Raw genomic sequence first — 20372 nt, 5'->3', positions numbered from 1 at the left:
AGAACACATCAGTGCGCCGGTCATCCCGGGGCGCGGGCTGAAAGCCCGCGAGCCCTGGATCCAGACTCGCTGACCGGGGTTATGGATTCCGGGCTCGCCGCTGCGCGGCGCCCCGGAATGACGGAGGCCTGTACAGCCGCGGCGCTCCGACCCACCGCTCCTAAAATGTCGTGACAATCCCAATGGCCCAGCCTCGGTTCAGCATCGGCATCGATCTCGGCACCAGTAATTCGGTGCTCGCCTTCGCGCCGCTCGGCGACGACCGCGAGGCCGCCGTGCTGGCGGTGCCGCAGCGCGACACGCCGGCGACGGAGGTCGACGCGGCGACGCTGCCGTCGTTCCTCTATCGCCCCGAGGCCGCCGTCGCGGCGCAGGTGACGGCGCGAGAGGACGGTCGAGCGCAAAGGCGCGGCGACACCGGCGACTGGATCGTCGGCCGGCTGGCGCAGCGGCGCGCCGGCGAGGTGCCGGGCCGTGTCGCGCATTCGGCGAAATCCTGGCTGTGCCACCACGGCGCCGACCGCACCGCCCGCTTCCTGCCGTGGGGCTCGGACGAGCTGAGCGATGCCGAGAAGATCTCGCCGGTCGCCGCCTCGGCCCTGATCCTCGCGCATCTGCGCGCCGCCTGGAACCGGCGCTTCGCCGAGCGGGGGGCGAGCTTCGCGTTCGACGCCCAGGACATCACCGTCACGGTGCCGGCCTCGTTCGACGCCGCCGCCCAGACCCTCACGCTCGACGCCGCCCGCGAGGCCGGCTTTCCGGCGCATGTGCGCCTCCTGGAGGAGCCGCAGGCGGCATTCTACCGCTGGCTCGACCGCCATGCCGAAGCCGATGCCGCCTGGCGGGCGCTCGCCGGCCCCGACACGACGACCGGCACGGCGGCCGCCGCACCCCGCCACGTGCTGGTGGTCGACATCGGCGGCGGCACCTCGGACTTCTCTCTGTTCGCCGTGACGCCGCCGACCGCGGACGGTGCGGGCGGCACGGGTGGCGTGAGCGGCGCCCCGGCGATCGAGCGCATCGCGGTCAGCGACCACATCCTGCTCGGCGGCGACAACATCGACCTCGCGATTGCGCATCTCCTGGCGCCCCGCTTCGGCGCCGGCACGGGTCTCGTCCCCACGGCACCGCGCGACTTGTCGGCGCGCCAGTGGGACCATCTGATCGCCGCCTGCCGGGCTCTCAAGGAGCGCGCGCTGTCGAGCGACGGCCCACCCGACGAGGCGTTCCCGGTGTCGGTGCCGGGCCGCGGCTCGGGCCTGCTCGCCGGCGCGCTGTCGGCGACGCTGACGCGCTCCGAGCTCGACACGCTGCTGATCGACGGCTTCTTCCCCGACTGCTGGGCGACCGCCAAGCCGAAGCGCACCGCCGGCGCCGTCAAGGAGTTCGGCCTGCCCTACGCGGCCGATCCCGCCGTGACGCGCCATCTCGCGGCGTTCCTGGCCGGCCGCCCGCCCGTCGACGCCGTGCTGTTCAACGGCGGCACCTGCAAGCCCGCGCATCTGCGCCGGCGGCTGGTCGATCAGATCGCCGCCTGGCAGGAGGGCCGCGCGCCGGTCGCGCTCGACAGCGACGACCTCGACCTCGCGGTGGCGCTGGGCGCCGCCTCGGCCGGGCGGCGGCAGCGCCGCGGCGCCGGGGGCATCGCGGCCGGCGCCGCCCGCGCCGTGTTCATGGAGGTTCATCGGCGTGGCGGCGACGGCGTCGCGGGTGGCCGCTCGCTCGTCTGCGTGCTGCCGCACGGCGCCCCGACCGACGCCAGCTACGAGGTCGGCGATCTCGATCTGCGCCTGCGGCTCGACCGGCCGGTGCGGTTCCAGGTCTACACCTCGACCCGCGAGGAGGAGCGCGAGGTCGGCGACGTCGTCACGCCGAACGCCGACTTCGAGATGCTGCCGCCCTTGGAGACCGTCGCCACCGTGAAGCGCGCGAACGCCGGCGACGCCGGCGCGACCGTGCCGGTCGCGCTGAAGGCGCGGCTCAACGAGCTGGGGCTCCTGCAGGTCGCCTGCCGCAGCCTCGACCCGCGCATCCGCGAGACCTGGCCGCTGGAGTTCAATCTTCGCCCCGCTCCCGGCGGCGCGGGCGGCTCGGCGCCAGCCGCCACCGCGAGCGGCGCCTCCGTGGCCGACGAAGCGCCCCCGCTCGGCGTTCCGGCGGAGAAGCTGGCCGAGGCGAAGCGTGCCATCGGCGTGCTGGCGCAGCCGGCCGGCAAGAAGCAGAAGATCTCGGCCCAGCGTATCCTCGATGCGCTGGAGAAGGCGCTCGGCCGACCGAAGGGCGAGTGGAGCGGCGTGCTGCTGCGCGAGCTGTGGGCGACGCTGGAGCAGCACGAGGCCGCCCGCGCCCTCTCGGCCGATCACGAGGAGGCGTGGCTGATCCTCGCCGGCTTCCTGCTGCGGCCGGGCTTCGGCGTCACCATGGACCCGCGCCGCATCGATCGTCTATGGGCGATCGTGCGCGGCGGCCTGCGCTTCGCCGGCAAGCGCAGCAAGCTGCAGGAGTACATCCTGTGGCGGCGGCTCGCCGGCGGGCTCGACCGCGCCCGACAGGAGGCGCTGCTCGACGCCGAGCAGGACCGGCTCCTTCAGCCGAAATCCGCGCCGCCCGAGCTGATCCGCATGGCCGGCGCCTTCGAGCGGCTCGGCCAGGAGCAGAAGGCCGCCCTGGTCGAGGCGATGCTGGCGACCGTGGCCGAGCTGGCCGCCGAGCAGAAAGATTGCGCCGCGTGGCTCGCGGCGCTCGGCCTGCTGCTCAACCGCACCCCTTTCCACGCCGGCCCCGAGACCGTGGTGCCGCCCGATCTCGTCGATGTCGCCTACGACGCGCTGCGCCGGCTCGATTGGGCGAACCCGAAATTCGAGGAGGCGCAGACCCTGTTCCTGCGCGCCGCCCGCGCCGTCGACGATCCCCGGCTGAACCCGCCGCGCTCGTTGCGCGAAGCAATCGCCGGCAAGCTGGAGAAGAGCGGCGTGCCGGCGGCCCGCACGGTGCGGCTGCGCGAGGTCGTCCCGGTCCAGCAGGCCGACCGCGCCAGCCTCTACGGCGAGGCCCTGCCGCCCGGACTGATCCTCGGCGAAGGGGGGTAACCCGAAGATGTCCTGACCAAGACAGGCGCCTGCGGGTCCTGGTAGAGAACGCGCCCGAAGAAACGCGCGTCGGCATAGCCGACCAGAGCATGGGGGAGGATAACGATGCGAGAGGATGGAGCCGCCCTGCCCTCCACGGTGCCGGTCGCCGTGATCGGCGCCGGGACGATGGGCAGCGGCATCGCGCTCGTCGCCGCGCGGGCCGGGCATCCGGTGCTGCTGCACGATGCGGCGCCCGGCGCGATCCAGCGCGGCCTCGACGGCCTGCGCCGCGACCTCGACCGGCTGGTCGAGAAGGGCAAGATGTCGACGGCGGAGCGCGATGCCCAGCTCGGTCGCATCCAGCCGCTGCCGAACATCGACGAGATCGGCCCGGCCGGCTTCGTCATCGAGGCGATCGTCGAGGACTTCGGCGTCAAGCGCGACCTGTTCCGCCGCATCGAGGCCGCCGTCGCGCCGGACGCGATCCTCTCGACCAACACCTCGTCGCTGTCGGTGACGGCGCTGGCCGCCGTGCTGAATCGCCCGGAACGCTTCCTCGGCGTCCACTTCTTCAACCCCGCGCCGATCCTGCCGCTGGTCGAGATCGTCAGCGGCCACGTCACGGCGCCGTCCGTCGCGGCGACCGCGTTCGCCACCTGTCTCGCCTTCGGCAAGACGCCGGTGCACTGCCGCTCGACGCCGGGCTTCATCGTCAACCGCGTCGCGCGGCCGTTCTACGGCGAGACGCTGCGGCTGATCGCCGAGGGCGCCGCCTCGCCTGCGACGCTCGACGCGATCCTGCGCGAGGCCGGCGGCTTCCGCATGGGCCCGTGCGAGCTGATGGATCTGATCGGCCACGACGTTAACTACGCCGTCACCCGCACGGTCTGGGAGCTCTTGTTCCAGGATCCGCGCTACAAGCCGTCGCTGGTGCAGAAGGAGCTGGTCGATTCCGGCCAGCTCGGCCGCAAGAGCGGCCGCGGCTTCTATGATTATACGATCGGCGCGGCTCCGCCCGTGGCGGACGATGCGCCCGCCGGTCCGCGTCCGACCCGCGTGGTGATCGAAGGCGATCTCGGGCCGGCGGCGGCGCTCGTCGGTCTCGCCCGGGCGGCCGGGCTGTCGGTCGAGACGCGCGACGGTGACGGCGTGATCAGGATCGACGGCGTCGCGCTCGCCCTCACGGACGGACGCAGCGCCACCGAGCGCTTCGCCTCGGACGGCGCCCCCGAGGTTCTGCTCGACCTCGCGCTCGATTACGGCGCGGCCAAGCGCATCGCCATCGCCGCGGCCGACCACGCGCCGCCCGGTGCCGTGGACGTCGCCGCCGGCTTCTTCCAGGCGCTGGGCAAGACCGTGTCGGTACTCGACGACGCGCCCGGTCTCGTGGTGATGCGCACCGTCGCGATGCTGATCAACGAGGCGGCCGACGCCGCGCATCAGCAGGTGGCGAGCGTCGCCGACATCGATCTCTCGATGCTCAAGGGCGTCAACTATCCGCGTGGCCCGCTCGCCTGGTGCGACGCGCTCGACGCCGCCCGCGTCGCCGCCGTGATCGACGCGCTCGCCCGCGCCTACGGCGAGGACCGCTACCGCACCGCGCCGCTTCTGCGTCGTCATGCGCTGACCGGACGTCGCTTCCACGCGACGTGATACCGTTTCCGGACGATCTGGTCGGGACAGCACGAGGCTTCACCTCTCCCGAGGGAGGCTTTGCGCGACTGGGTCATTCCGGGTTCGCGCCTTCGGCGCGCCCCGGAATGACCGACGCGAAATCACGGCGTCGGCGGATCCGTCACCGCCTCGAAGCGGTCGAACTCGACATTGACGAGCGCGCCGTTCACCCGCTCGGTCCTGCGGATGTAGACGGTCTGGACGATGTCGCGGGTCGCGGCGTCGATCGTGATCGGGCCGCGCGGGCTTTCGAAAGACAGTCCCGCCAATGCGGTCATCACCGCCTCGCCGTCGAGATTGCCGCCGGTCTTGGCGAGCGCCAGTGCGAGCGCCTGCATGCCGTCGTAGGCGGCGACGGCGAAATAGCTCGGCCGCATCGTCGTCCCGGCGATGCGCGCGATGCCGTCGACGAAGGCGCGGTTCTTCGCCGAGTCGTGCGCGAACGAGTAGTGGTGCGACGTGATCAGGCCGAGCGCGAGGTCGCCGGTCGCCTCCAGATAGCTGTCGTCGGTCGCCTCGCCGGTGGCGATCAGCCTGATGCCGGCCTCCTCCAGGCCGCGATCCTTCGCGGCCTTGAGGAACGCGCGCGGCATCCCGCCGGACGGGAAGAAGAAGAACACGGCCTGCGGCGCCTGGTCCTTGATGCGCTGGACGTAAGCCGAGAAGTCGGGATTGGCGAGCGGGACGCGCAGCCGGCCGACCACGCTGCCGCCCGCCGCCGTGAACGCTTTCTCGAAGGCGCTCTCCGCGTCGTGACCGGGGCCATAGTCGGCGACCACCGTATGGGCGCGGGTGATCCCGTTCCTCGCCGCCCACCGCCCCATCGGGTTCGAGACCTGCCGGACCGTGAAGGAGACGCGGGCGACGAACGGCGACTGCGTGGTGATGCCGGACGACGCCGCGTTCATCACGATCGCCGGGATTCGCGCCTCGCGCGCGACCGCGCCGACCGCGAAGGCGTTCGGGCTGAAGTCGAGCCCGGCGAGCACGTTCACCTTGTCCTTCACCACCAGCTCCTGGGCGAGCCGCTTGGCGAGCTCGGGCTGGGCGCCGGGCGCATCCCGGCGGACGATCTCGACCGGCCGCCCGGCGAGCCGACCGCCGTTCTCCGACAGCCACAGCGCCATGCCGGCGTCGAACTGCCGGCCGTAGTCTGCATAGGCGCCGGAATAGGAGGCGATCACGCCGATCCGGATCGGCGCGTCGGCGGCGCGCGCGACCGTCGCGGTGGCGGCCAGCACGGCGACCGCGCCTCCCGCCACGAACACACTGAAGCGGCCGGGCGGCCGGCGGCGGACGGTCTGACTGGACATCGTCAAGGCCGAGACTCCGTGTGAAGCCCCGCACCCTCGGGGGTGACGGCGGGCGGTCGTCAAGATCTCCGGGGTTCCGCGCCCCGCGCATCGACACCGGAAACGGCGCGGACCGAATCCCCGACCCGCACCCTAGCCCATCTCGATGGCCGCGCCCGCCCGCCCCGTCCGGGCAGCGGCCCGGCGGACGGCGCGCGAGCCGGGCCGGACAGGCACGGGCATCGCGAAAGCCGGCGGTCCGGGACGCGCCCAAGACGCGAACCCGGACTCCCGCGGCATGCTCGCGCGTCCGGGGCGGATTCCATGAGCCCCTCGAAACGCGAAAACCCGCCGTCTCGCGACGGCGGGTTTTGCGAAGACCGGTCGGTCGGGCGCGCGGCGCGATCAGATCGCGTCCTTGAGCTCCTTGGCGGCCCGGAAGGCGATCTTCTTGCTCGCCTTGATCTTGATCGCCTCGCCGGTGGCCGGGTTGCGGCCCATGCGGGCGGCGCGCTTCTTCACCTGGAGGATGCCGAGCCCGCTGATGCGGATGCGGTCGCCCTTCTTCAGGTGCTTGGTGACGAGGCCGATCATGTCGCTCAGGATCGCCTCGGACTGCTTCTTGGCGAGCTCGTGATTGCCGGCGATCGTCGCCGCGAGATGCTTGAGCGTCACGGTCGCCTGGGCCGGCTTGGTGGCCGCGGCCGGCTTGGACGTAGCGGCTTTCGCCATCGAGTTTGCTCCTCGTCACTGTGCTTACACGTCTCAGCCCCCTTAGCCGATTCGTGCGCCCAGGAAATCAGCAAAGTGCTGCGAAGCGGGCGTGTTCCACCGCTTCGGTGCTGCCGGGACGCGTTTTAACGCCGTTCGAGGCCCGAATCCGGCGTCCGGGCCGGGGGACCGTGGCGGCTCTGGCCCCGCCCCCGACAGCGGCGCTAGACTGCACCCGACCCGGTGCGAGGGGGTGGAGCGTGCCCGAGGAGAGACTGTTCGCCGACGAGATCGCGCGGCTCGAGGACGAGATCGAGCGCCTCGCCGCCGTCGCGGAGAGCTGCCGCAAGTTCATGCTGGCCGCCCGGGCAGCGATCGCCTTCGGCGCCGTCCTGCTCGCCGGCACCGTCCTCGGGCTGTGGACCGCCGACCCGCTCGCCCTGCTCGGCGGCCTCACCGCGGTGATCGGCGGCATCGTGGTGCACGGCTCCAACGCCGGCACCCTGCGCCAGAGCCAGGACGCGCTGCTCGCCGTCGAGACGCGCCGCGACGCCCTGATCGACGACATGGCGCTCCGCCTCGTCCCCGAGCCCGACGCCGGCCTGCTGCCGCCCCGGTGACATCGTCACAGACGGGCGGCCGCCCGGCCGCCAGGGTGCCGGCCAGCGGACGACGAGGTACGGCTCTTGCTTCGCGTCCGGCGACGAGGATCCCGATGACCGACACCACCGCCAGCGCCACTGCCACTGCCGCCGTTGCCGTCCCCGCGGCGACGTCCCGCCTCGAGCACTTTCCCGTCAGCTTCTTCGCCACCGTGATGGGCACCGCGGGCCTCGCGGTCGCCACCCACCGGCTGGAACTGCTGCTCGGCACCCGGCCGATCGCCAGCCTCGTTCTCGGCGGCGTCGCGGCCGGGCTTCTCGTCGCGGTCGCCGCCTTCTACGCCACCAAGCTGGTCCGCCACCGCAACGCCGTGGTCGCGGAATGGCATCATCCGGTGCGGCTGAGCTTCTTTCCGACCATCAGCATCTCGCTGCTGCTGCTGTCGATCATCGCCCTGCCGCTCGATCGCGCGGTCGCCGGCGTCCTGTGGACGGCGGGCGCCGCCCTGCATCTGACGTTCAGCCTCGTCATCCTCTCGACCTGGATCGGCCATCGCCCGTTCGAGCCGCCGCATCTCAACCCGGCCTGGTTCATCCCGGCGGTCGGCAACATCATCGTGCCGCTCGCCGGCGTGCCGCTCGGTCATGTCGAGATCAGCTGGTTCTTCTTCTCGTTCGGCGTGCTGTTCTGGATCGTGCTGCTGACCCTGGTGTTCAACCGGCTGATCTTCCACAACCCGCTGCCCGACCGGCTGCTGCCGACCCTGATGATCCTGGTGGCGCCGCCGTCCGTCGGCTTCCTCGCCTACATGAAGCTCGACGGCGGCGTGCTCGACGGCTTCGCCCGGCTGTTCTTCTACGCCGGGCTCGGCCTGTTCCTGCTGGTCGCGACCAAGATCCGCCAGATGGCCCGCATCCGCTTCGCGCTGTCGTGGTGGGCCTACTCGTTCCCGCTCGCCGCGCTCGCGACCGCCGCCTCGGTGTTCGCCGAGACGATCGGCGGCACGCCGGCGCTCGTCCTGTTCGTCGCGCTCTACGCGCTGCTCGCCGTCGTGCTCGCCATTCTGGTGGTGGCGACGGTGCGGGCGATCGCGGCCGGCGCCATCTGCCAGCCGGAGCATTGACGCGTCCGGCTCCACTCCGTTCTCTGCCCGCGCCCGCGGACCCAAGCGCCCGGCCTCCCGATGGGAGCCGGGCGTTCTTTTTTCGCGGCCGGCGCCACGCCGGCGCCTAGACGGTGCGATGAGACCTTCGACCGCTGTGAATTTCGACTCGCTTTTTGAGGTGGCTCATAATTCCGGTCGTCCGGTCGGCTTCGATGGCCCATTCGTGCCAGCCCGCCCCGCGTCACAGGCCAGGAGATCACCCATGCGGACCTCCGTCTCGCATCCGTTGCTCATCGGCGCCGTCCAGCCGGGCCCCGGGCTCGGCCGGATCGGCATCACCTTCTGTCCCGGCAAGAAGGACGCCGAGGCCCTCGCGGGCGAGTGGTACCGCGACCTCGCCGCCGACCTCGACGCCGTGCGGGACTGGGGCGCCAGCGCCGTCGTGACCCTGCTCGAGCCGCGCGAGCTGGAGGATCTCGACGTCGTCCGGCTCGGGCCGGAGACCGAGGCCCGGCACATGAGCTGGTTCCACCTGCCGATCACCGACGTGTCGATCCCGGACGTCCGCTTCGAGCGCGACTGGATCCGGGTCGGCGAAGTCCTGCGCGGCCTCCTGCGGCGCGGCTTCGACATCGTCGTCCACGGCCGCGGCGGGCTCGGCCGAGCCGGCACCATCGCGGCACGGCTGATGATCGAGCTCGGCGTCCCGGCCGACGAGGCGATCCGGGCGGTGCGCGGGGCGCGGCCGGGGGCGATCGCGACCGTCGAGCAGGAGCGCTTCGTGCGCGCCCAGAGGGCGATCCCGGAGGCCCGGCCGGCCGACGTCGACGACGCCATCCGCGGCCGTGCCATCGGTGCCCTGGTCGGCCTCGCGGTCGGCGACGCGGTCGGCACCACGCTGGAGTTCGAGGTGCGCGACACCTGCCCGCGCATCGACGACATGGTCGGCGGCGGCCCGTTCCGGCTGACGCCCGGCCAATGGACCGACGACACCACCATGGCGCTGGCGCTCGCCGACAGCCTCCTGGAGCGCGGCCGGGTCGACCCGACCGACCTGATGCGCCGCTTCGAGGCGTGGTATCGCGACGGCCGCTACTCCTGCACGGGCGTCTGCTTCGACATCGGCAACGCCACCCGCGAGGCGATCGAGACCTGGCAGCGCACCGGCGACCCGCTCGCCGGGTCGCCCTCCCCCGAGATCGCCGGCAACGGCTCGCTGATGCGCCTGTCGCCGGTGGCGATCCGCTGGTGGAACGACGCTCCTGCGCGCACCGAGGCGGCGCGGACGCAGAGCCAGGTCACCCACGCGTCGCCGCAGACGCTCGACGCCTGCGCGGCGTTCTCCGCGATGCTCGCCGACGCCATCGCGGGCGCTCCGCCCTCGGTCGTGTTCCGGCCGCGCGGCGACGGGCTCGTCGGCCCGATCGCGACGGTGATGAACGGCTCGTGGCGCGGCGAGACCCGCCACGCCATCAAGTCCACGGGCTATGTGGCCCACACGCTGGAGGCGGCGATCTGGAGCGTCGCCCGCACCGGCGACTTCCGCAGCGCCGTGCTCACCGCCGCCAATCTCGGCTACGACGCCGACACCACGGCGGCGGTGGCCGGCCAGCTCGCCGGCGCGCTGTACGGCGTTTCGGCGATCCCGGAGGACTGGCTGGCGCGCCTCGCCTGGCGCGACGAGATCGAGCGCCGCGCCGCCGCCCTGCACGAGCATTCGCTCCGCGCCGCGGCGGCGGCCGCCCCCTCGGCGACCGTCACGCGGCTCGACCAGGTCCGCCGCGGCCAGACGCCCTGAGCCGGGTCAGGGCGTCGCGAGCGTGCGGTCGAGACGGGTGACCGCCTCGAACAGCACGGCCGTGCCGGCGGCGACCTCGGCCGGCTCGCTCCACTCCTCGGGGCAATGGCTGCGGCCCTCGCGGCACGGGATGAACAGCATCGCGGCCGGCGCGATGCGCGACACGAAGGCCGCGTCGTGACCGGCGCCCGAGGCCATCACGGTGGTCCCGGCGCCGAGCGCCGCGGCGCTGTCGGCGAGCGTTTCTCGCAAATGCGGATCGCAGGTGCTCGGATCGTTGCGGGACAGGACGGCAAAGCGGGCCACGCTCACGCCGGTCTCGGCCGCGATCGCCCGGAAGCGGCTCTCGATGCCGGCGACCAGCAATTCGCACAGCGCCTTGGTCTCGGCCCGCGCATCGACGACGATGCGGGCCTCGCCCGGCACCACGTTGGCGGCGCCCGGCGACACCGTGACGATGCCCGTGGTGGCGACCACGTAGCCTTCGCCGCGGTCGAGCAGCGCGGTGGCGACGTCGCGCACCGCCAGCACGGCGGACGCGGCGGCCAGAGAGGCGTCGCGCCGGCTGCGCATCCCGACCGTGCCGGCATGCGCCGCCTCGCCTTCGAACACGATCTCCAGCCGGGTGATGCCGACGATCGCCGTGACGATGCCGCCGTCGAGCTTCTGGGATTCGAGCACCGTGCCCTGCTCGATGTGCAGCTCGAGATAGGCCGCGATGTCGTCGCGGATCGCCTCGCCGAGACGCTCCGGCGCGCCGCCGACGCGCGCGATGGCGGCGCCGAGCGTCTCGCCGTCGGGGCCGGTCATGGCGAGCTCGTTGGGGCCGAGCGCGCCGGCCATGCCGCGGCTGCCGACGCAGGAGAGGCCGTACTCGCTCGGCTCCTCGGCCAGGAAGTCGATCACCTCGAACGCATGGTCCAGCACGATGCCGCGATCGAAAAGCGCCCGCGCCACCTCGAGCCCGGCCAGCACGCCGGCCGGCCCGTCGAAGCGGCCGCCACTCGGCACGCTGTCCGAATGCGAGCCGATCGTGATCGCCTTGGCGCCGGGGACGCGGCCCTCGCGGCGGCCGATCAGGTTGCCGGCGGCGTCGATCCTCACGGTCAGGCCGGCGTCGCGGAAACGCTGCGCCAGAAAGGCGCGGCCATCGAGAAAGCGCGGCGTGAACGATCGGCGCGTCCACGGCTTGTCGGGATCCGTGTGGGCGGCGAGCGCCATCAGGTCGGACCACAAGCGATCCTGGTCGATCGGCGAATTGGAGACGGGCATCGGAGCACTCCTCGCCCCGAGGCTTAGCGCGACGGGCCGGGTTGTACCACCGCGGCCGACACGCTTCGGGCAGTCGCTCCCGTCAACCCTGCCCGCGCCCCTCCTGCGCGCGCGATTCGGCCGAGGCCGCCACCGTCTCCATCAGCACGGCGCTGCGCCCGGGGAAGACCCAGGAACCGTCGTCCGCGAGCGGCGGGCGGGCGCCCTCGCCCCCATAGGCGGCGTCCTCGCTCGACCACAGCATGCGCCAGTCGTGACCCTCGGGCGGGGCGAGCAACGGCTCCGGGACGATCGCGGGCGCGACCTCGCGGCCGACATTGACGATCAGCAGACGCTCGGCCGCGCCGGCGCCGTGGTCGCCGCCGAAGAACCGCACCAGAAACGCATCGTCGGAGATCACGGCGCCGTCGAGCCCCGCGTAACCGGACAGCACCGGGTCGGTTCGACGCAACGTGATCAGATCACGATGCAGCGCGATCGCCGCGCTGTTGCGCTCGCGCTCGCTCCAGTCGAGGCGGCATCGCTCGAACGTCGCCGCCGCGCAGGGCTTCGCCGTCTCGACCGCGGCGACGCTCGGGAACTGCATCAGGAACGCGCGTCGCCCCTTCTCGACGGCACCGGCGAGCTCCGGCGTGTGGTCGGCGAAATAGAGGAACGGCGTCGACGAGAAGAACTCCTGGCCCTGGAACAGCATCGGCGTTCCCGGACCGAGCAGCAGCAGCGCCGTGAGGACGCGCAGCCGCGCCTGGTCCGTCAGATCGACGAGCCGGCGGCCACAGGCCGAGTTCGCCACCTGATCGTGATTCTCCAGGAACGTGATGCGCCGATGCGCCGGCAGGTCGAGGGCGGGCCTGCCGCGCGGCTTCTTCTGCCAGCGCGATCGCTGCCCCTGATAGAGGAAGCCGTGCTTGACGCAGGCGAGCAGCTCGCGGGCCGCGCCCGTGTAGTCGGAGTAATACGCCTCGGCTCGGCCGGTGAGCGCGACATGCGCGCTGTGGTGCAGATCCTCGTGCCAGACGCCGTCGAGGCCGTAGCCGCCCTTGTCACGGGCACGCACGAGCCGCGCCTCCTGCGGCTCGTTCTCGGCGACCACGAACACGTGTCGCCCGGGAGCCGCGGCCCGCGCGGCTTGCGTCAACTCGGCGACGATGTTGGTCGGCGAGGCGTCGAAGATCTGCTGCGTCGCGTCGAGTCGCAGCCCGTCGACGTGAAACTCCCGCACCCAATAGGCCGCGTTCTCGCGGACGAACTCGCGCACCGGCGCGGCGCCTTCGCCGTCGAAATTGATCGCATCGCCCCACTCGTTGTCGTAGCGATCGGTCAGATAGGTCTTGGAGAAGCACGGCAGGACATTCCCGTCCGGGCCGAAGTGATTGTAGACGACGTCGAGGAGGACGCCGAGCTCCAGGGCGTGCGCCGTGTCGACGAAGGCGCGCAGATCGTCGGGCGTGCCGTAGAGCCGGGTCGGCGCGAACAGATCGACGCCGTCGTAGCCCCAGCCGAAGCCGCCGGCGAACTCGGCGACCGGCATCAATTCGACGACCGTGATGCCGACCTCCTTCAGCAGCGGCAGCTTTCGCGCGGCTGCCGCATACGTCCCCTCCGGCGTGAAGGTGCCGATGTGAATCTCCGTGATCAGGTGCGGATCGCCGCCGCGCACGCCTGTCCACGCGCCGTCGCGCCAGCGATAGGCCGACGGATCGACCACGCAGGAGAGCCCGTGCGGCCCGTCCGGCTGCCGGCGCGAGGCGGGATCCGGCAGCGGCGTCGCCCGGTCGTCGAGCCGGTAGCCGTAGCGCGAGCCGGGCTTCGCGTCCGCCACGTGGACCGAGCGATAGCCGCCGTCCTCCGCGGCGAGCGGATGCTCGGCCCCGTCGACCACCAGCACGATCTCGTCGGGACGCGGCGCCCAGACGCGAAAATGCACGCCGCCGCCCGGCTGCGGCTCGGCGCCGATCGGCATGGCGCGCGCGAACGTTCGATCGGCGGCTGCGGCAATCCCCCGCGCCGGAGAGACGAGAGGAGCCGTCATCGCACCCGTCCGTGCCGAGGTGAAACGTTGCCGTGCGAGCTTCACGCGCCGTCGCCTCGGCGCCGGCGCAACGCGCGCGCGAGCTGATCACGAGTCATGCGCGAGCGGCCCGGGATGTCGCGCCGCTTCGCCTCCGCATAGAGCGCCGCGCGCGTGTCGCGGCTCGCATTGCCGGTCGGATCGTTGCGCCGCCCCTCGGCTTCGGCGCGGCCGGTCTGGCCGTGCCGCTCCTTGCGCTTGGTGCGCTTCAGCTTGCGCCGGTTCTCGGCCGGGCTCTGCCGGTTCGAGGCGCCCGCCTCGGAGAGCCCGATGGCGATCGCCTGCTTCGGGCTCTTCACCTTGCGTCCGCCGCGCGTCGTCAGCTCGCCATGCTTGAACTCGTGCATGACGCGCTCCATCGTGTCCTTCTGCGGCTTCGACGGCTTGCCGGACGTACGCGCACCCGACGTGCGGGTGGCCCGCTTCTTCGCCGCGGTCTTGACCATGGGCGCTCCTCCGAATCTGTCCGGTAACGGACGGGGTGCGGCGGAGTTCCGTGGCGATGTGAAGCGGCGATAAATTCGTGAACGCGCGGCCGCGATCAGGCGCTGGACAACGACGCCGCGATGTCGGCGATCGATCGAAACAGCACGAACGGATCATCCTTCGACGTGAGAAAGCCGCGTCGCCGCCAGAACGCGGCGGCGTCCTCGTCGACCGCATGGACGACGAGCGCCCGGCCGCCGACGAGCCCAGCCGCCGTCACACAGCGCTGCAGTGCGTGCTTCAGGAGGCCGGTGCCGATGCCCTTGCCACTCCACTCGCGATCCGTCGCGAGCTGACCGAGCAGCAGGCAGGGCACCGGGTCGGGTGGCTGGCCGGTCCGGATCGACCGCGGCACCCCGGACGGCACGACGGCGGTCGGCGCGAGGCCGTAGTAGCCGACCACGCGATGCTCCACATGAACGACCATGACGGCGGTGAATCCCTTCGCCTGGTTCGACAGCGCCCGCGTCGTCAGCCACCGGTCGAGGGACGGCTTGCCGCAGGAGAACCCGCCGAGATCGTGAGCTGCCGTCAGCGGCTCGGGCGCAGAGATTGCCGGACCTGATCCCGCCGGGCCGGAGATCGCCACGCGTCACGCTCCGGTGTCGGGTTAGCCCGGCTCCCACGGCGCCCTGCGCCGGACGAGGCCGACCATCTCGGAAACCGGCACCGGCGGTCCGGACAACGCCGCCGTGAAGGCCGCGAAGCCGGCCGCGCTCATCCGGATCGGCCGCGTCTCAAGCAGCACCTCCTCGGCCGCCCGCACCGCCGCGTCGCGCACGAAATCGGTGCGGGAGCGGCCGCGCAGCATCGCGGCGCGATCGATCATTGCGATATCCGCCTCCGGCAGCCGCATCGACAGCGGGTGCTCTTTGCGGTCGGCCGTGCGCGGCATGAGGGCCTCCTGGACGAAGTTTACTGGAGTCCCAAGATACCGCATGTAGCGCATTTTACAATACGGGCACATCGACGCGACGGCGGCTTCACGGCGGACGCTGCTGGTGTCGCCGGCCGCAGTCGCTATGCTGACGACACGATCCGACACGGAGTTCTCGTTTGAGCGTCGCCTTCACCAAGGAAGACAGTGCCGAGACGGCATCGGAGACGCAGCTTCCCGACCGGCCGATCTCACCGCATCCCAACCTGGTCACGGCGGCGGGGCTTAAGGCGCTGGAGCGCCAGCTCGCGGCGGCCCGCGCGGCCTGCGCGGCGGCGCAGACGATCGAGGACGTGAACGAACGCCGGCGCCAGGAGGCCGTGCCGTTGCGCGATGCGCGCTACCTCGCCGTCCGGGTGCGCACCGCGCAGGTGATCCCCGACCCGACCTCGACCGACGTCGTCGCGTTCGGCAGCACCGTGACGTTCCGGCGTTCCGCCGGGCGCGTCCAGACCTATCGCATCGTCGGCGAGGACGAGGCGGACCCGAAGGCCGGATCGATCTCGTTCGTCTCGCCCGTCGCCCGTCTCCTGATGCGCAAAGTCGTCGGCGACGTCGTCGGCGCAGGCGACCACGAGCTGGAGATTTTGGGGATCAAGTGACGGGGCGGAGGACGACGGAGACGTGCGCCGCAAACCGTAGCCCGCATGCAGCGCAGCGGAATGCGGGACCGGCCCGCGCCTCGTAGGGCGGATCACGCCTCCAGCGGGCCATGGTATAGTCGATGACCACCCTGGAGCCGCGCACATGAACACCCTGCTGAGCGAAAAGCGGACCGACCTCGCCGCACTGTGCCGCCGTCATGGCGTGACGCGGCTGGAGGTGTTCGGCTCGGCGGCCCGTGGCGGCGATTTTGGCCTGCACAGCGACATCGACCTCCTGGTCACGTTCAGCCCGGAGACACGGAACGATCTCGCGGGCTTCGTCGATCTCAAGGACGCGCTGGAAGCCCTGCTCGGCCGCCCGGTCGATCTGGTCGAGCGCGAGGCCGTCGAGGCGAGCCGCAACCCCATCCGCCGCCGCCGCATCCTGGACGAAGCTGAGCCGGTGTATGGTTGAGGCTTTGCCGGACCGCGATGCCGGCCTGCTGCTGGACATGCAGCAAGCGTCACGTGACGCGATCGCTTTTCTCGACGGGATGGTAGAAGAGGATTTCCGTGCGAGTCGCCTACATCAATTTGCCGTGGTGCGATCGTTGGAGATCGTCGGCGAAGCGGCCGGCAAAGTTTCCGCGACCACCTGCAGCCGACATCCGGATGTGCCCTGGCGCGAGATCTCCGGCATGCGCCATCGCTTGATTCACGGCTATGCCGAGGTCCGGCTCGATCTCGTGTGGTTCGTGGTCCGCGAAAAGCTGCCCGCTCTGATCGTCACTCTGGATGCGATCCTCGGTAGTCGATGAGCCGCCCCTTCCCCTACTCCGCCGCCTGCAAACTCGGCGCGCCCGCCACCCGGCCGAAGCGGATGAGGGAGAAATGGCCGAGCGGCGGCATCGGCTTGCGGTCGATGAAGCGGATGCCGGGGGCTTTTTCGACCCAGCGGGCGAGGCGCTCCCACGGGAACTCCGGGCGCCAGCCGAGCTTTCGGGCGAGCGGCGCGAACGCCGCCTCGAAGATTTTTCGCGGCCCGCTCTCGGCGCCGATGTGATTGACGAGAATGATCTCGCCGCCCGGCTTCACGACGCGGGCGAACTCGTCGAGCGTGCCCTCCGGGTCCGGCACGGCCGTGATCACGTACTGGGCGACGACGACGTCGAACCAGCCGTCCGGAAACGCGAGCTTGGTCGCGTCCATCACCGAGAGCACCTCGACATTGTCGAGTTTTTGCGCGACCACCCGCTCCTGGGCCTTGCGCAGCATCGGCTCGGAGATGTCGACGCCGAACAGCCGGTTGGTGCGGCGATAGTCCGGCAGCGAGATGCCGGTGCCGACGCCGACCTCGAGAATCCGGCCGCCGCCCGTGGCCTCGACGGCTGCGATCGCCGCCTTGCGGCCCCGCTCGAACACCTGCCCGAACACCATGTCGTAGATCGGCGCCCAGCGCGCATACGCCTTGGCGACCTTGTCGCGATCGAGATCGTCTGCCATCGGATCCGCCCCGAAAACACCTAAAGCAATACTGTCAACGCCGCGCCCCGGCGACGGCCGGCCCCCGGCGCGCCGCTGGCGTCTCGGCGAGCGCCGGCACCGGCTCGGCCGCCGACGCCGCGGTTCGGATGAATCCGCCGCCGAGGACGCGGGCCTGGCCGCCGAGCGCGTCGTAGAACACGCAGGCCTGCCCCGGGGCAACCCCCTCCTCGCCGTCGACCAGCTCGACCTCGATCTCGCCCGCCGGCGCGTCGCCGACGCGCACACCGTCGGATCGTGCGTCACCGGCGCGATGCACCCAGGCCGGCTGCGGCCGCCGGGTCGACCGCACCTTGACGAACACCTCGAGCCGGCCGCCGGCGGCGGCGAGCGCCGCGTCGAGCGTGCCGTCGCCGATCCAGTTGACGTCGCGCAGCCGCATCCGGGTGGTGCGCAGCGCCTCGCGCGGGCCGACGACGACGCGCCGCGTCGCCGCGTCGAGCCGCACCACGTAGAGCGGCTCGCCGGCCGCGATGCCGAGGCCGCGCCGCTGGCCGACCGTGAAGCGGATGATGCCCTGATGATGCCCGAGCACCCGGCCCGAGAGGTCGACGATGTCGCCCGGCTCGGCGGCGCCCGGCTTCAGGCGCTCGATCACCTCGGTGTAGCGGCCGGTCGGCACGAAGCAGATGTCCTGGCTGTCGTGCTTGTCGGCGACCTCCAGCCCGAACTGCCGGGCAAGCTCGCGGGTCTCGGCCTTGGTCCGCTCGCCGAGCGGGAAGCGCAAGATGCCGAGCTGCTCGCGCGTGGTGGCAAACAGGAAGTAGCTCTGGTCGCGCTCCTCCTCGCGGGCGCGGAACAGCGCGCGGCCGCCGTCCGCCACGGCACGCGAGGCGACGTAATGGCCGGTCGCCAGCACCTGGGCGCCGAGCTCGCGGGCGGTGCCGAGGAGATCGCGGAACTTGATCGACTGGTTGCAGTCGACGCAGGGCACCGGCGTCTCGCCGTGCACGTAGCTCTCGGCGAAGCGGTCGATGACCGCCTCCTTGAAGCGGGTCTCGTAGTCGAGCACGTAATGCGGGATGCCGATCTTCGCCGCCACCCGACGGGCATCGTGGATGTCCTGACCGGCGCAGCAGGCGCCGAGCCGATGCGTGGCGGCGCCGTGGTCGTAGAGTTGCAGCGTGACGCCGACGACGTCGTAGCCCTCCTGCTTGAGCAGGGCGGCCGTGACCGAGGAATCGACCCCACCCGACATGGCGACCACCACGCGGGTGTCGGCCGGCCGCGTGTCGAGATCGAGACTGTTCCGCATCGTCGCCGCGGGCTCGCCGCGCTCCTCACCCTGGGCCGCCGGGGCGGCGTCGCGTCTCTCCCGCCGGGCGGCGGGGCGATGCCGCCCGCTGGGCGGCCGCGGCTCTCGTGTCTCTTTACTATAGGGACGCGGTCCGCGCCTCGCCAGACGAACCGTTCCAATGTAGCGCGCCGCGAGGTCGCGACTCCGGGCGGCGCGCCACGGGGCGCCCCTCGTCCGGTCGGCAGAACTTGCCGGCCGGCAGCAAGGGATGCCGGACCCGGGATCCTCACCGGGCTCGACTAATGCGCCCAAGCCCCTGTTTCAAAGACGATTTTCGATTCCTTTCGGGTGGCCCGCCGCTTGCAAAACCGGGTCCGGACACACCAGAGGGTCGATCGCGTGCCCACCATCAGCATCGAGCCGAGCGCCTTCGCCGCCGCCACCCACGCCGCCCGCACCGCGGCGCGGACGACGACGTCGGGAGATACCGATTTCGCCAGCCTGATCGACGACGTCCAGGACGTCGTCGCGACGGCGAGCCAGGACGCCCAGACGCGCCAGCGCGCCACCGACCCGACCGGCACGCCGCGCAGCGACGCCGGCCGCGCGCCCGCATCGGACCGCAGCAGCCGGCCGGCGTCGGCGCGCGACCGCGACACCGCCCCCACCGACGACCCCGGCGCCACCGACGATCCGACCGCGCCCGGCACCGGCGCGACGACGACCGCCGGCGGCCGTCCGGTCGGCGGATCCGGCCAGCCGGGAGACCAAGCCACCGGTGAGCATACCGAGGGCCAGGCCGACGGCGACGCCGCCACCACCGAGACCCCCGCTGTCGTCGACCCGGCCGTCGCCGCGGCCGCGGCCGCCGCCGCCGCAGCGGCCACGCAGGCTGCCACCCCGACGCCGGTCGTCGCCGTCGTCGACCCGGCCGTCGCGCTCGCGGCTGCCGGAACCGAGCCCCCGGTCGACGCCGACGCGACCGCCCCGGTCGGCGAAGCCGCCGGCAAGCCGGTCGCAGGCGGCGGCCCGGCGCCCCTTCCCGTCGATGTCCCGGCAAACGCCGGCGCGGACGGCGAGACCGCGCAGACGCCGGCCACGGCCGGCGACGCCGCGACGGTCGGCGCGACCACGACGGATTCCGACACCGTGACTGCCGCGAAGACCGCCGATGTGAAGACGGCCCGGGCCACACCCGCACCGGACGCCGTCCCGACCGTCGCCGGCATCCCGGTCGACGAGCCGACGGGAATCCTCCCGGCCGAGACCACCGACACCGGCAAGCCGGAGGGCCGACACGCCGCCGCCGAGACGATCGGCACGGCCGGCCCCCGAACCGAGGGCGGGGCGAAGGTCGCCGACGCCCGTCCCGACGCCGCAGCCGCCCAGCCGGCCGGCCCCGCCCCGCAGGCCGCGGCCCAAGCCGCGGCTCAGGCCGCCGCCGTACAGGGTCTTGCGCGCGTCGAAGGGCTCACCATCACGGGCACGGCCCAGGCCGGCGCCGCCCCGGTCACCACCGGGCGGGGCGAGGCCTCGGCGCCGGTGCCGCTCGCCGGCGTGCCGGTGGAGATCACGGCCCAGGCCAAGGCCGGCAAGCACTCCTTCGAGATCCGGCTCGACCCGCCGGACCTCGGCCGCGTCCACGTCAAGCTCGAGGTGGACGGCAACGGCACCGTCGTGCCGCGCATCACGGCCGACCGGGCCGACACGCTCGACCTGCTGCGCCGCGACGCCGGCCAGCTCGAGCGCGCCCTGCAGGATGCCGGCCTGAAGGCCGACCAGGGCGCCATGCAGTTCTCGCTGCGCGACCAGGGCGGCGGGCCGCAATACGAGCCCGAGAGCCGCTCCGGCCATCGCGGCACCGGCCGTGGCCCCGTCGAGGGCGGCGGCGAGACGGGCGTGACGGAGGTGACGGCCACCTACGGGCGGCTGTTCGGCCGGGCGACCGGCGTCGACATCCGGGTCTGACCCCCGGTTGCGATCGGCACA

18 protein-coding genes are annotated in these 20372 nt (G+C 72.3%); 9 read left to right on the top strand and 9 right to left on the bottom strand.

All coding sequences use genetic code 11. The features are described 5' to 3' along the window. Nucleotides 1-182: 182 nt before the first annotated feature. Entirely contained in the window at nucleotides 183-3089 is a 2907-nt protein-coding gene (locus ACFSOX_RS05020; RefSeq protein WP_378476684.1) for a hsp70 family protein, read from the top strand. Between the two features lie 105 nt (nucleotides 3090-3194). After that, nucleotides 3195-4724 carry a 3-hydroxyacyl-CoA dehydrogenase PaaH gene (gene paaH / locus ACFSOX_RS05015; RefSeq protein ID WP_378476683.1) on the top strand — a complete coding sequence of 510 codons (1530 nt, stop codon included), beginning with the start codon at nucleotides 3195-3197 and terminating at the stop codon, nucleotides 4722-4724. A 122-nt stretch (nucleotides 4725-4846) separates the two neighbouring features. Here the strand turns inward: paaH and ACFSOX_RS05010 are convergent, their stop codons facing one another. Beyond that, nucleotides 4847-6058: an ABC transporter substrate-binding protein gene (locus ACFSOX_RS05010; RefSeq protein ID WP_378476682.1), complete on the bottom strand. Its 1212-nt coding sequence runs from the start codon at nucleotides 6056-6058 to the stop codon at nucleotides 4847-4849. Between the two features lie 384 nt (nucleotides 6059-6442). After that, complete coding sequence (locus ACFSOX_RS05005) at nucleotides 6443-6769, bottom strand: HU family DNA-binding protein (RefSeq protein WP_378476681.1); 327 nt, start codon at nucleotides 6767-6769, stop codon at nucleotides 6443-6445. 239 nt (nucleotides 6770-7008) lie between these two features. Between ACFSOX_RS05005 and ACFSOX_RS05000 the strand changes: the two genes are divergently transcribed. The 3 genes from ACFSOX_RS05000 (at nucleotide 7009) to ACFSOX_RS04990 (ending at nucleotide 10254) form a co-directional block, all read left to right on the top strand. Further along, nucleotides 7009-7368, top strand: a complete 360-nt coding sequence (locus tag ACFSOX_RS05000) for a hypothetical protein (protein WP_378476680.1) — start codon at nucleotides 7009-7011, stop codon at nucleotides 7366-7368. A 95-nt stretch (nucleotides 7369-7463) separates the two neighbouring features. Beyond that, nucleotides 7464-8474: an SLAC1 anion channel family protein gene (locus ACFSOX_RS04995; RefSeq protein ID WP_378476679.1), complete on the top strand. Its 1011-nt coding sequence runs from the start codon at nucleotides 7464-7466 to the stop codon at nucleotides 8472-8474. Between the two features lie 244 nt (nucleotides 8475-8718). After that, a complete protein-coding gene (locus ACFSOX_RS04990; RefSeq protein ID WP_378476678.1) occupies nucleotides 8719-10254 on the top strand; it encodes an ADP-ribosylglycohydrolase family protein in 1536 nt (511 codons plus the stop codon). Nucleotides 10255-10260: 6 nt separating this feature from the next. On the opposite strand, the gene ACFSOX_RS04985 is transcribed toward ACFSOX_RS04990, so the two are convergent. The 5 genes from ACFSOX_RS04985 to ACFSOX_RS04965 form a co-directional block, all read right to left on the bottom strand. Then, nucleotides 10261-11526: a Zn-dependent hydrolase gene (locus ACFSOX_RS04985; protein ID WP_378476677.1), complete on the bottom strand. Its 1266-nt coding sequence runs from the start codon at nucleotides 11524-11526 to the stop codon at nucleotides 10261-10263. 82 nt (nucleotides 11527-11608) lie between these two features. Then, nucleotides 11609-13489 carry a malto-oligosyltrehalose trehalohydrolase gene (gene treZ / locus ACFSOX_RS04980; RefSeq protein WP_378476676.1) on the bottom strand — a complete coding sequence of 627 codons (1881 nt, stop codon included), beginning with the start codon at nucleotides 13487-13489 and terminating at the stop codon, nucleotides 11609-11611. A gap of 110 nt (nucleotides 13490-13599) precedes the next feature. Further along, nucleotides 13600-14043 carry a DUF6496 domain-containing protein gene (locus ACFSOX_RS04975; RefSeq protein ID WP_378476675.1) on the bottom strand — a complete coding sequence of 148 codons (444 nt, stop codon included), beginning with the start codon at nucleotides 14041-14043 and terminating at the stop codon, nucleotides 13600-13602. A 95-nt stretch (nucleotides 14044-14138) separates the two neighbouring features. Further along, nucleotides 14139-14672: a GNAT family N-acetyltransferase gene (locus ACFSOX_RS04970; RefSeq protein ID WP_378476674.1), complete on the bottom strand. Its 534-nt coding sequence runs from the start codon at nucleotides 14670-14672 to the stop codon at nucleotides 14139-14141. 21 nt (nucleotides 14673-14693) lie between these two features. Continuing rightward, the gene (locus ACFSOX_RS04965; RefSeq protein ID WP_378476673.1) at nucleotides 14694-14978 is read right to left on the bottom strand and encodes a type II toxin-antitoxin system TacA family antitoxin; all 285 of its coding nucleotides are present in this window, start codon (nucleotides 14976-14978) and stop codon (nucleotides 14694-14696) included. A gap of 161 nt (nucleotides 14979-15139) precedes the next feature. On the opposite strand from ACFSOX_RS04965, the gene greA reads away from it, so the two are divergent. The 3 genes from greA (at nucleotide 15140) to ACFSOX_RS04950 (ending at nucleotide 16422) form a co-directional block, all read left to right on the top strand. Further along, nucleotides 15140-15622 carry a transcription elongation factor GreA gene (gene greA, locus ACFSOX_RS04960; RefSeq protein WP_378476672.1) on the top strand — a complete coding sequence of 161 codons (483 nt, stop codon included), beginning with the start codon at nucleotides 15140-15142 and terminating at the stop codon, nucleotides 15620-15622. A 145-nt stretch (nucleotides 15623-15767) separates the two neighbouring features. Continuing rightward, nucleotides 15768-16079, top strand: a complete 312-nt coding sequence (locus ACFSOX_RS04955) for a nucleotidyltransferase family protein (protein WP_378476671.1) — start codon at nucleotides 15768-15770, stop codon at nucleotides 16077-16079. Further along, on the top strand, nucleotides 16072-16422 hold the full coding sequence (locus ACFSOX_RS04950) for a HepT-like ribonuclease domain-containing protein (RefSeq protein ID WP_378476670.1): 351 nt from the start codon (nucleotides 16072-16074) through the stop codon (nucleotides 16420-16422). Before ACFSOX_RS04955 ends, ACFSOX_RS04950 begins: the two co-directional genes overlap by 8 nt. Nucleotides 16423-16435: 13 nt before the next feature. Here ACFSOX_RS04950 and ACFSOX_RS04945 read toward each other — a convergent pair whose 3' ends face one another. Continuing rightward, nucleotides 16436-17107: a class I SAM-dependent methyltransferase gene (locus tag ACFSOX_RS04945; protein ID WP_378476669.1), complete on the bottom strand. Its 672-nt coding sequence runs from the start codon at nucleotides 17105-17107 to the stop codon at nucleotides 16436-16438. Between the two features lie 34 nt (nucleotides 17108-17141). Then, nucleotides 17142-18401, bottom strand: coding sequence for a tRNA 2-thiouridine(34) synthase MnmA (gene mnmA, locus ACFSOX_RS04940; protein WP_378476668.1), 1260 nt, complete (start codon nucleotides 18399-18401; stop codon nucleotides 17142-17144). A 381-nt stretch (nucleotides 18402-18782) separates the two neighbouring features. Between mnmA and ACFSOX_RS04935 the strand changes: the two genes are divergently transcribed. Continuing rightward, complete coding sequence (locus tag ACFSOX_RS04935) at nucleotides 18783-20351, top strand: flagellar hook-length control protein FliK (protein WP_378476667.1); 1569 nt, start codon at nucleotides 18783-18785, stop codon at nucleotides 20349-20351. Nucleotides 20352-20372: the final 21 nt, after the last annotated feature.

The sequence above is a fragment of the Rhodoplanes azumiensis genome, assembly GCF_042682915.1.
Taxonomy (GTDB): domain Bacteria; phylum Pseudomonadota; class Alphaproteobacteria; order Rhizobiales; family Xanthobacteraceae; genus Rhodoplanes; species Rhodoplanes azumiensis.
The sequence above is the reverse complement of the archived record's forward strand: the minus strand, read 5'-3'. Positions and strand labels throughout refer to the sequence as shown.

What these genes read in the sequence shown, in the direction of transcription:
- paaH (WP_378476683.1), top strand. Translation starts at nt 3,195, where the DNA reads ATGCGAGAGGATGGAGCCGCCCTGCCCTCCACGGTGCCGGTCGCCGTG.
- ACFSOX_RS04975 (WP_378476675.1), bottom strand. Translation starts at nt 14,043, where the DNA reads ATGGTCAAGACCGCGGCGAAGAAGCGGGCCACCCGCACGTCGGGTGCG.
- ACFSOX_RS04990 (WP_378476678.1), top strand. Translation starts at nt 8,719, where the DNA reads ATGCGGACCTCCGTCTCGCATCCGTTGCTCATCGGCGCCGTCCAGCCG.
- ACFSOX_RS04985 (WP_378476677.1), bottom strand. Translation starts at nt 11,526, where the DNA reads ATGCCCGTCTCCAATTCGCCGATCGACCAGGATCGCTTGTGGTCCGAC.
- ACFSOX_RS04950 (WP_378476670.1), top strand. Translation starts at nt 16,072, where the DNA reads ATGGTTGAGGCTTTGCCGGACCGCGATGCCGGCCTGCTGCTGGACATG.
- ACFSOX_RS05010 (WP_378476682.1), bottom strand. Translation starts at nt 6,058, where the DNA reads ATGTCCAGTCAGACCGTCCGCCGCCGGCCGCCCGGCCGCTTCAGTGTG.
- ACFSOX_RS04945 (WP_378476669.1), bottom strand. Translation starts at nt 17,107, where the DNA reads ATGGCAGACGATCTCGATCGCGACAAGGTCGCCAAGGCGTATGCGCGC.
- ACFSOX_RS04965 (WP_378476673.1), bottom strand. Translation starts at nt 14,978, where the DNA reads ATGCCGCGCACGGCCGACCGCAAAGAGCACCCGCTGTCGATGCGGCTG.
- ACFSOX_RS04955 (WP_378476671.1), top strand. Translation starts at nt 15,768, where the DNA reads ATGAACACCCTGCTGAGCGAAAAGCGGACCGACCTCGCCGCACTGTGC.
- mnmA (WP_378476668.1), bottom strand. Translation starts at nt 18,401, where the DNA reads ATGCGGAACAGTCTCGATCTCGACACGCGGCCGGCCGACACCCGCGTG.
- ACFSOX_RS05020 (WP_378476684.1), top strand. Translation starts at nt 183, where the DNA reads ATGGCCCAGCCTCGGTTCAGCATCGGCATCGATCTCGGCACCAGTAAT.
- ACFSOX_RS05005 (WP_378476681.1), bottom strand. Translation starts at nt 6,769, where the DNA reads ATGGCGAAAGCCGCTACGTCCAAGCCGGCCGCGGCCACCAAGCCGGCC.
- treZ (WP_378476676.1), bottom strand. Translation starts at nt 13,489, where the DNA reads ATGCCGATCGGCGCCGAGCCGCAGCCGGGCGGCGGCGTGCATTTTCGC.
- ACFSOX_RS04995 (WP_378476679.1), top strand. Translation starts at nt 7,464, where the DNA reads ATGACCGACACCACCGCCAGCGCCACTGCCACTGCCGCCGTTGCCGTC.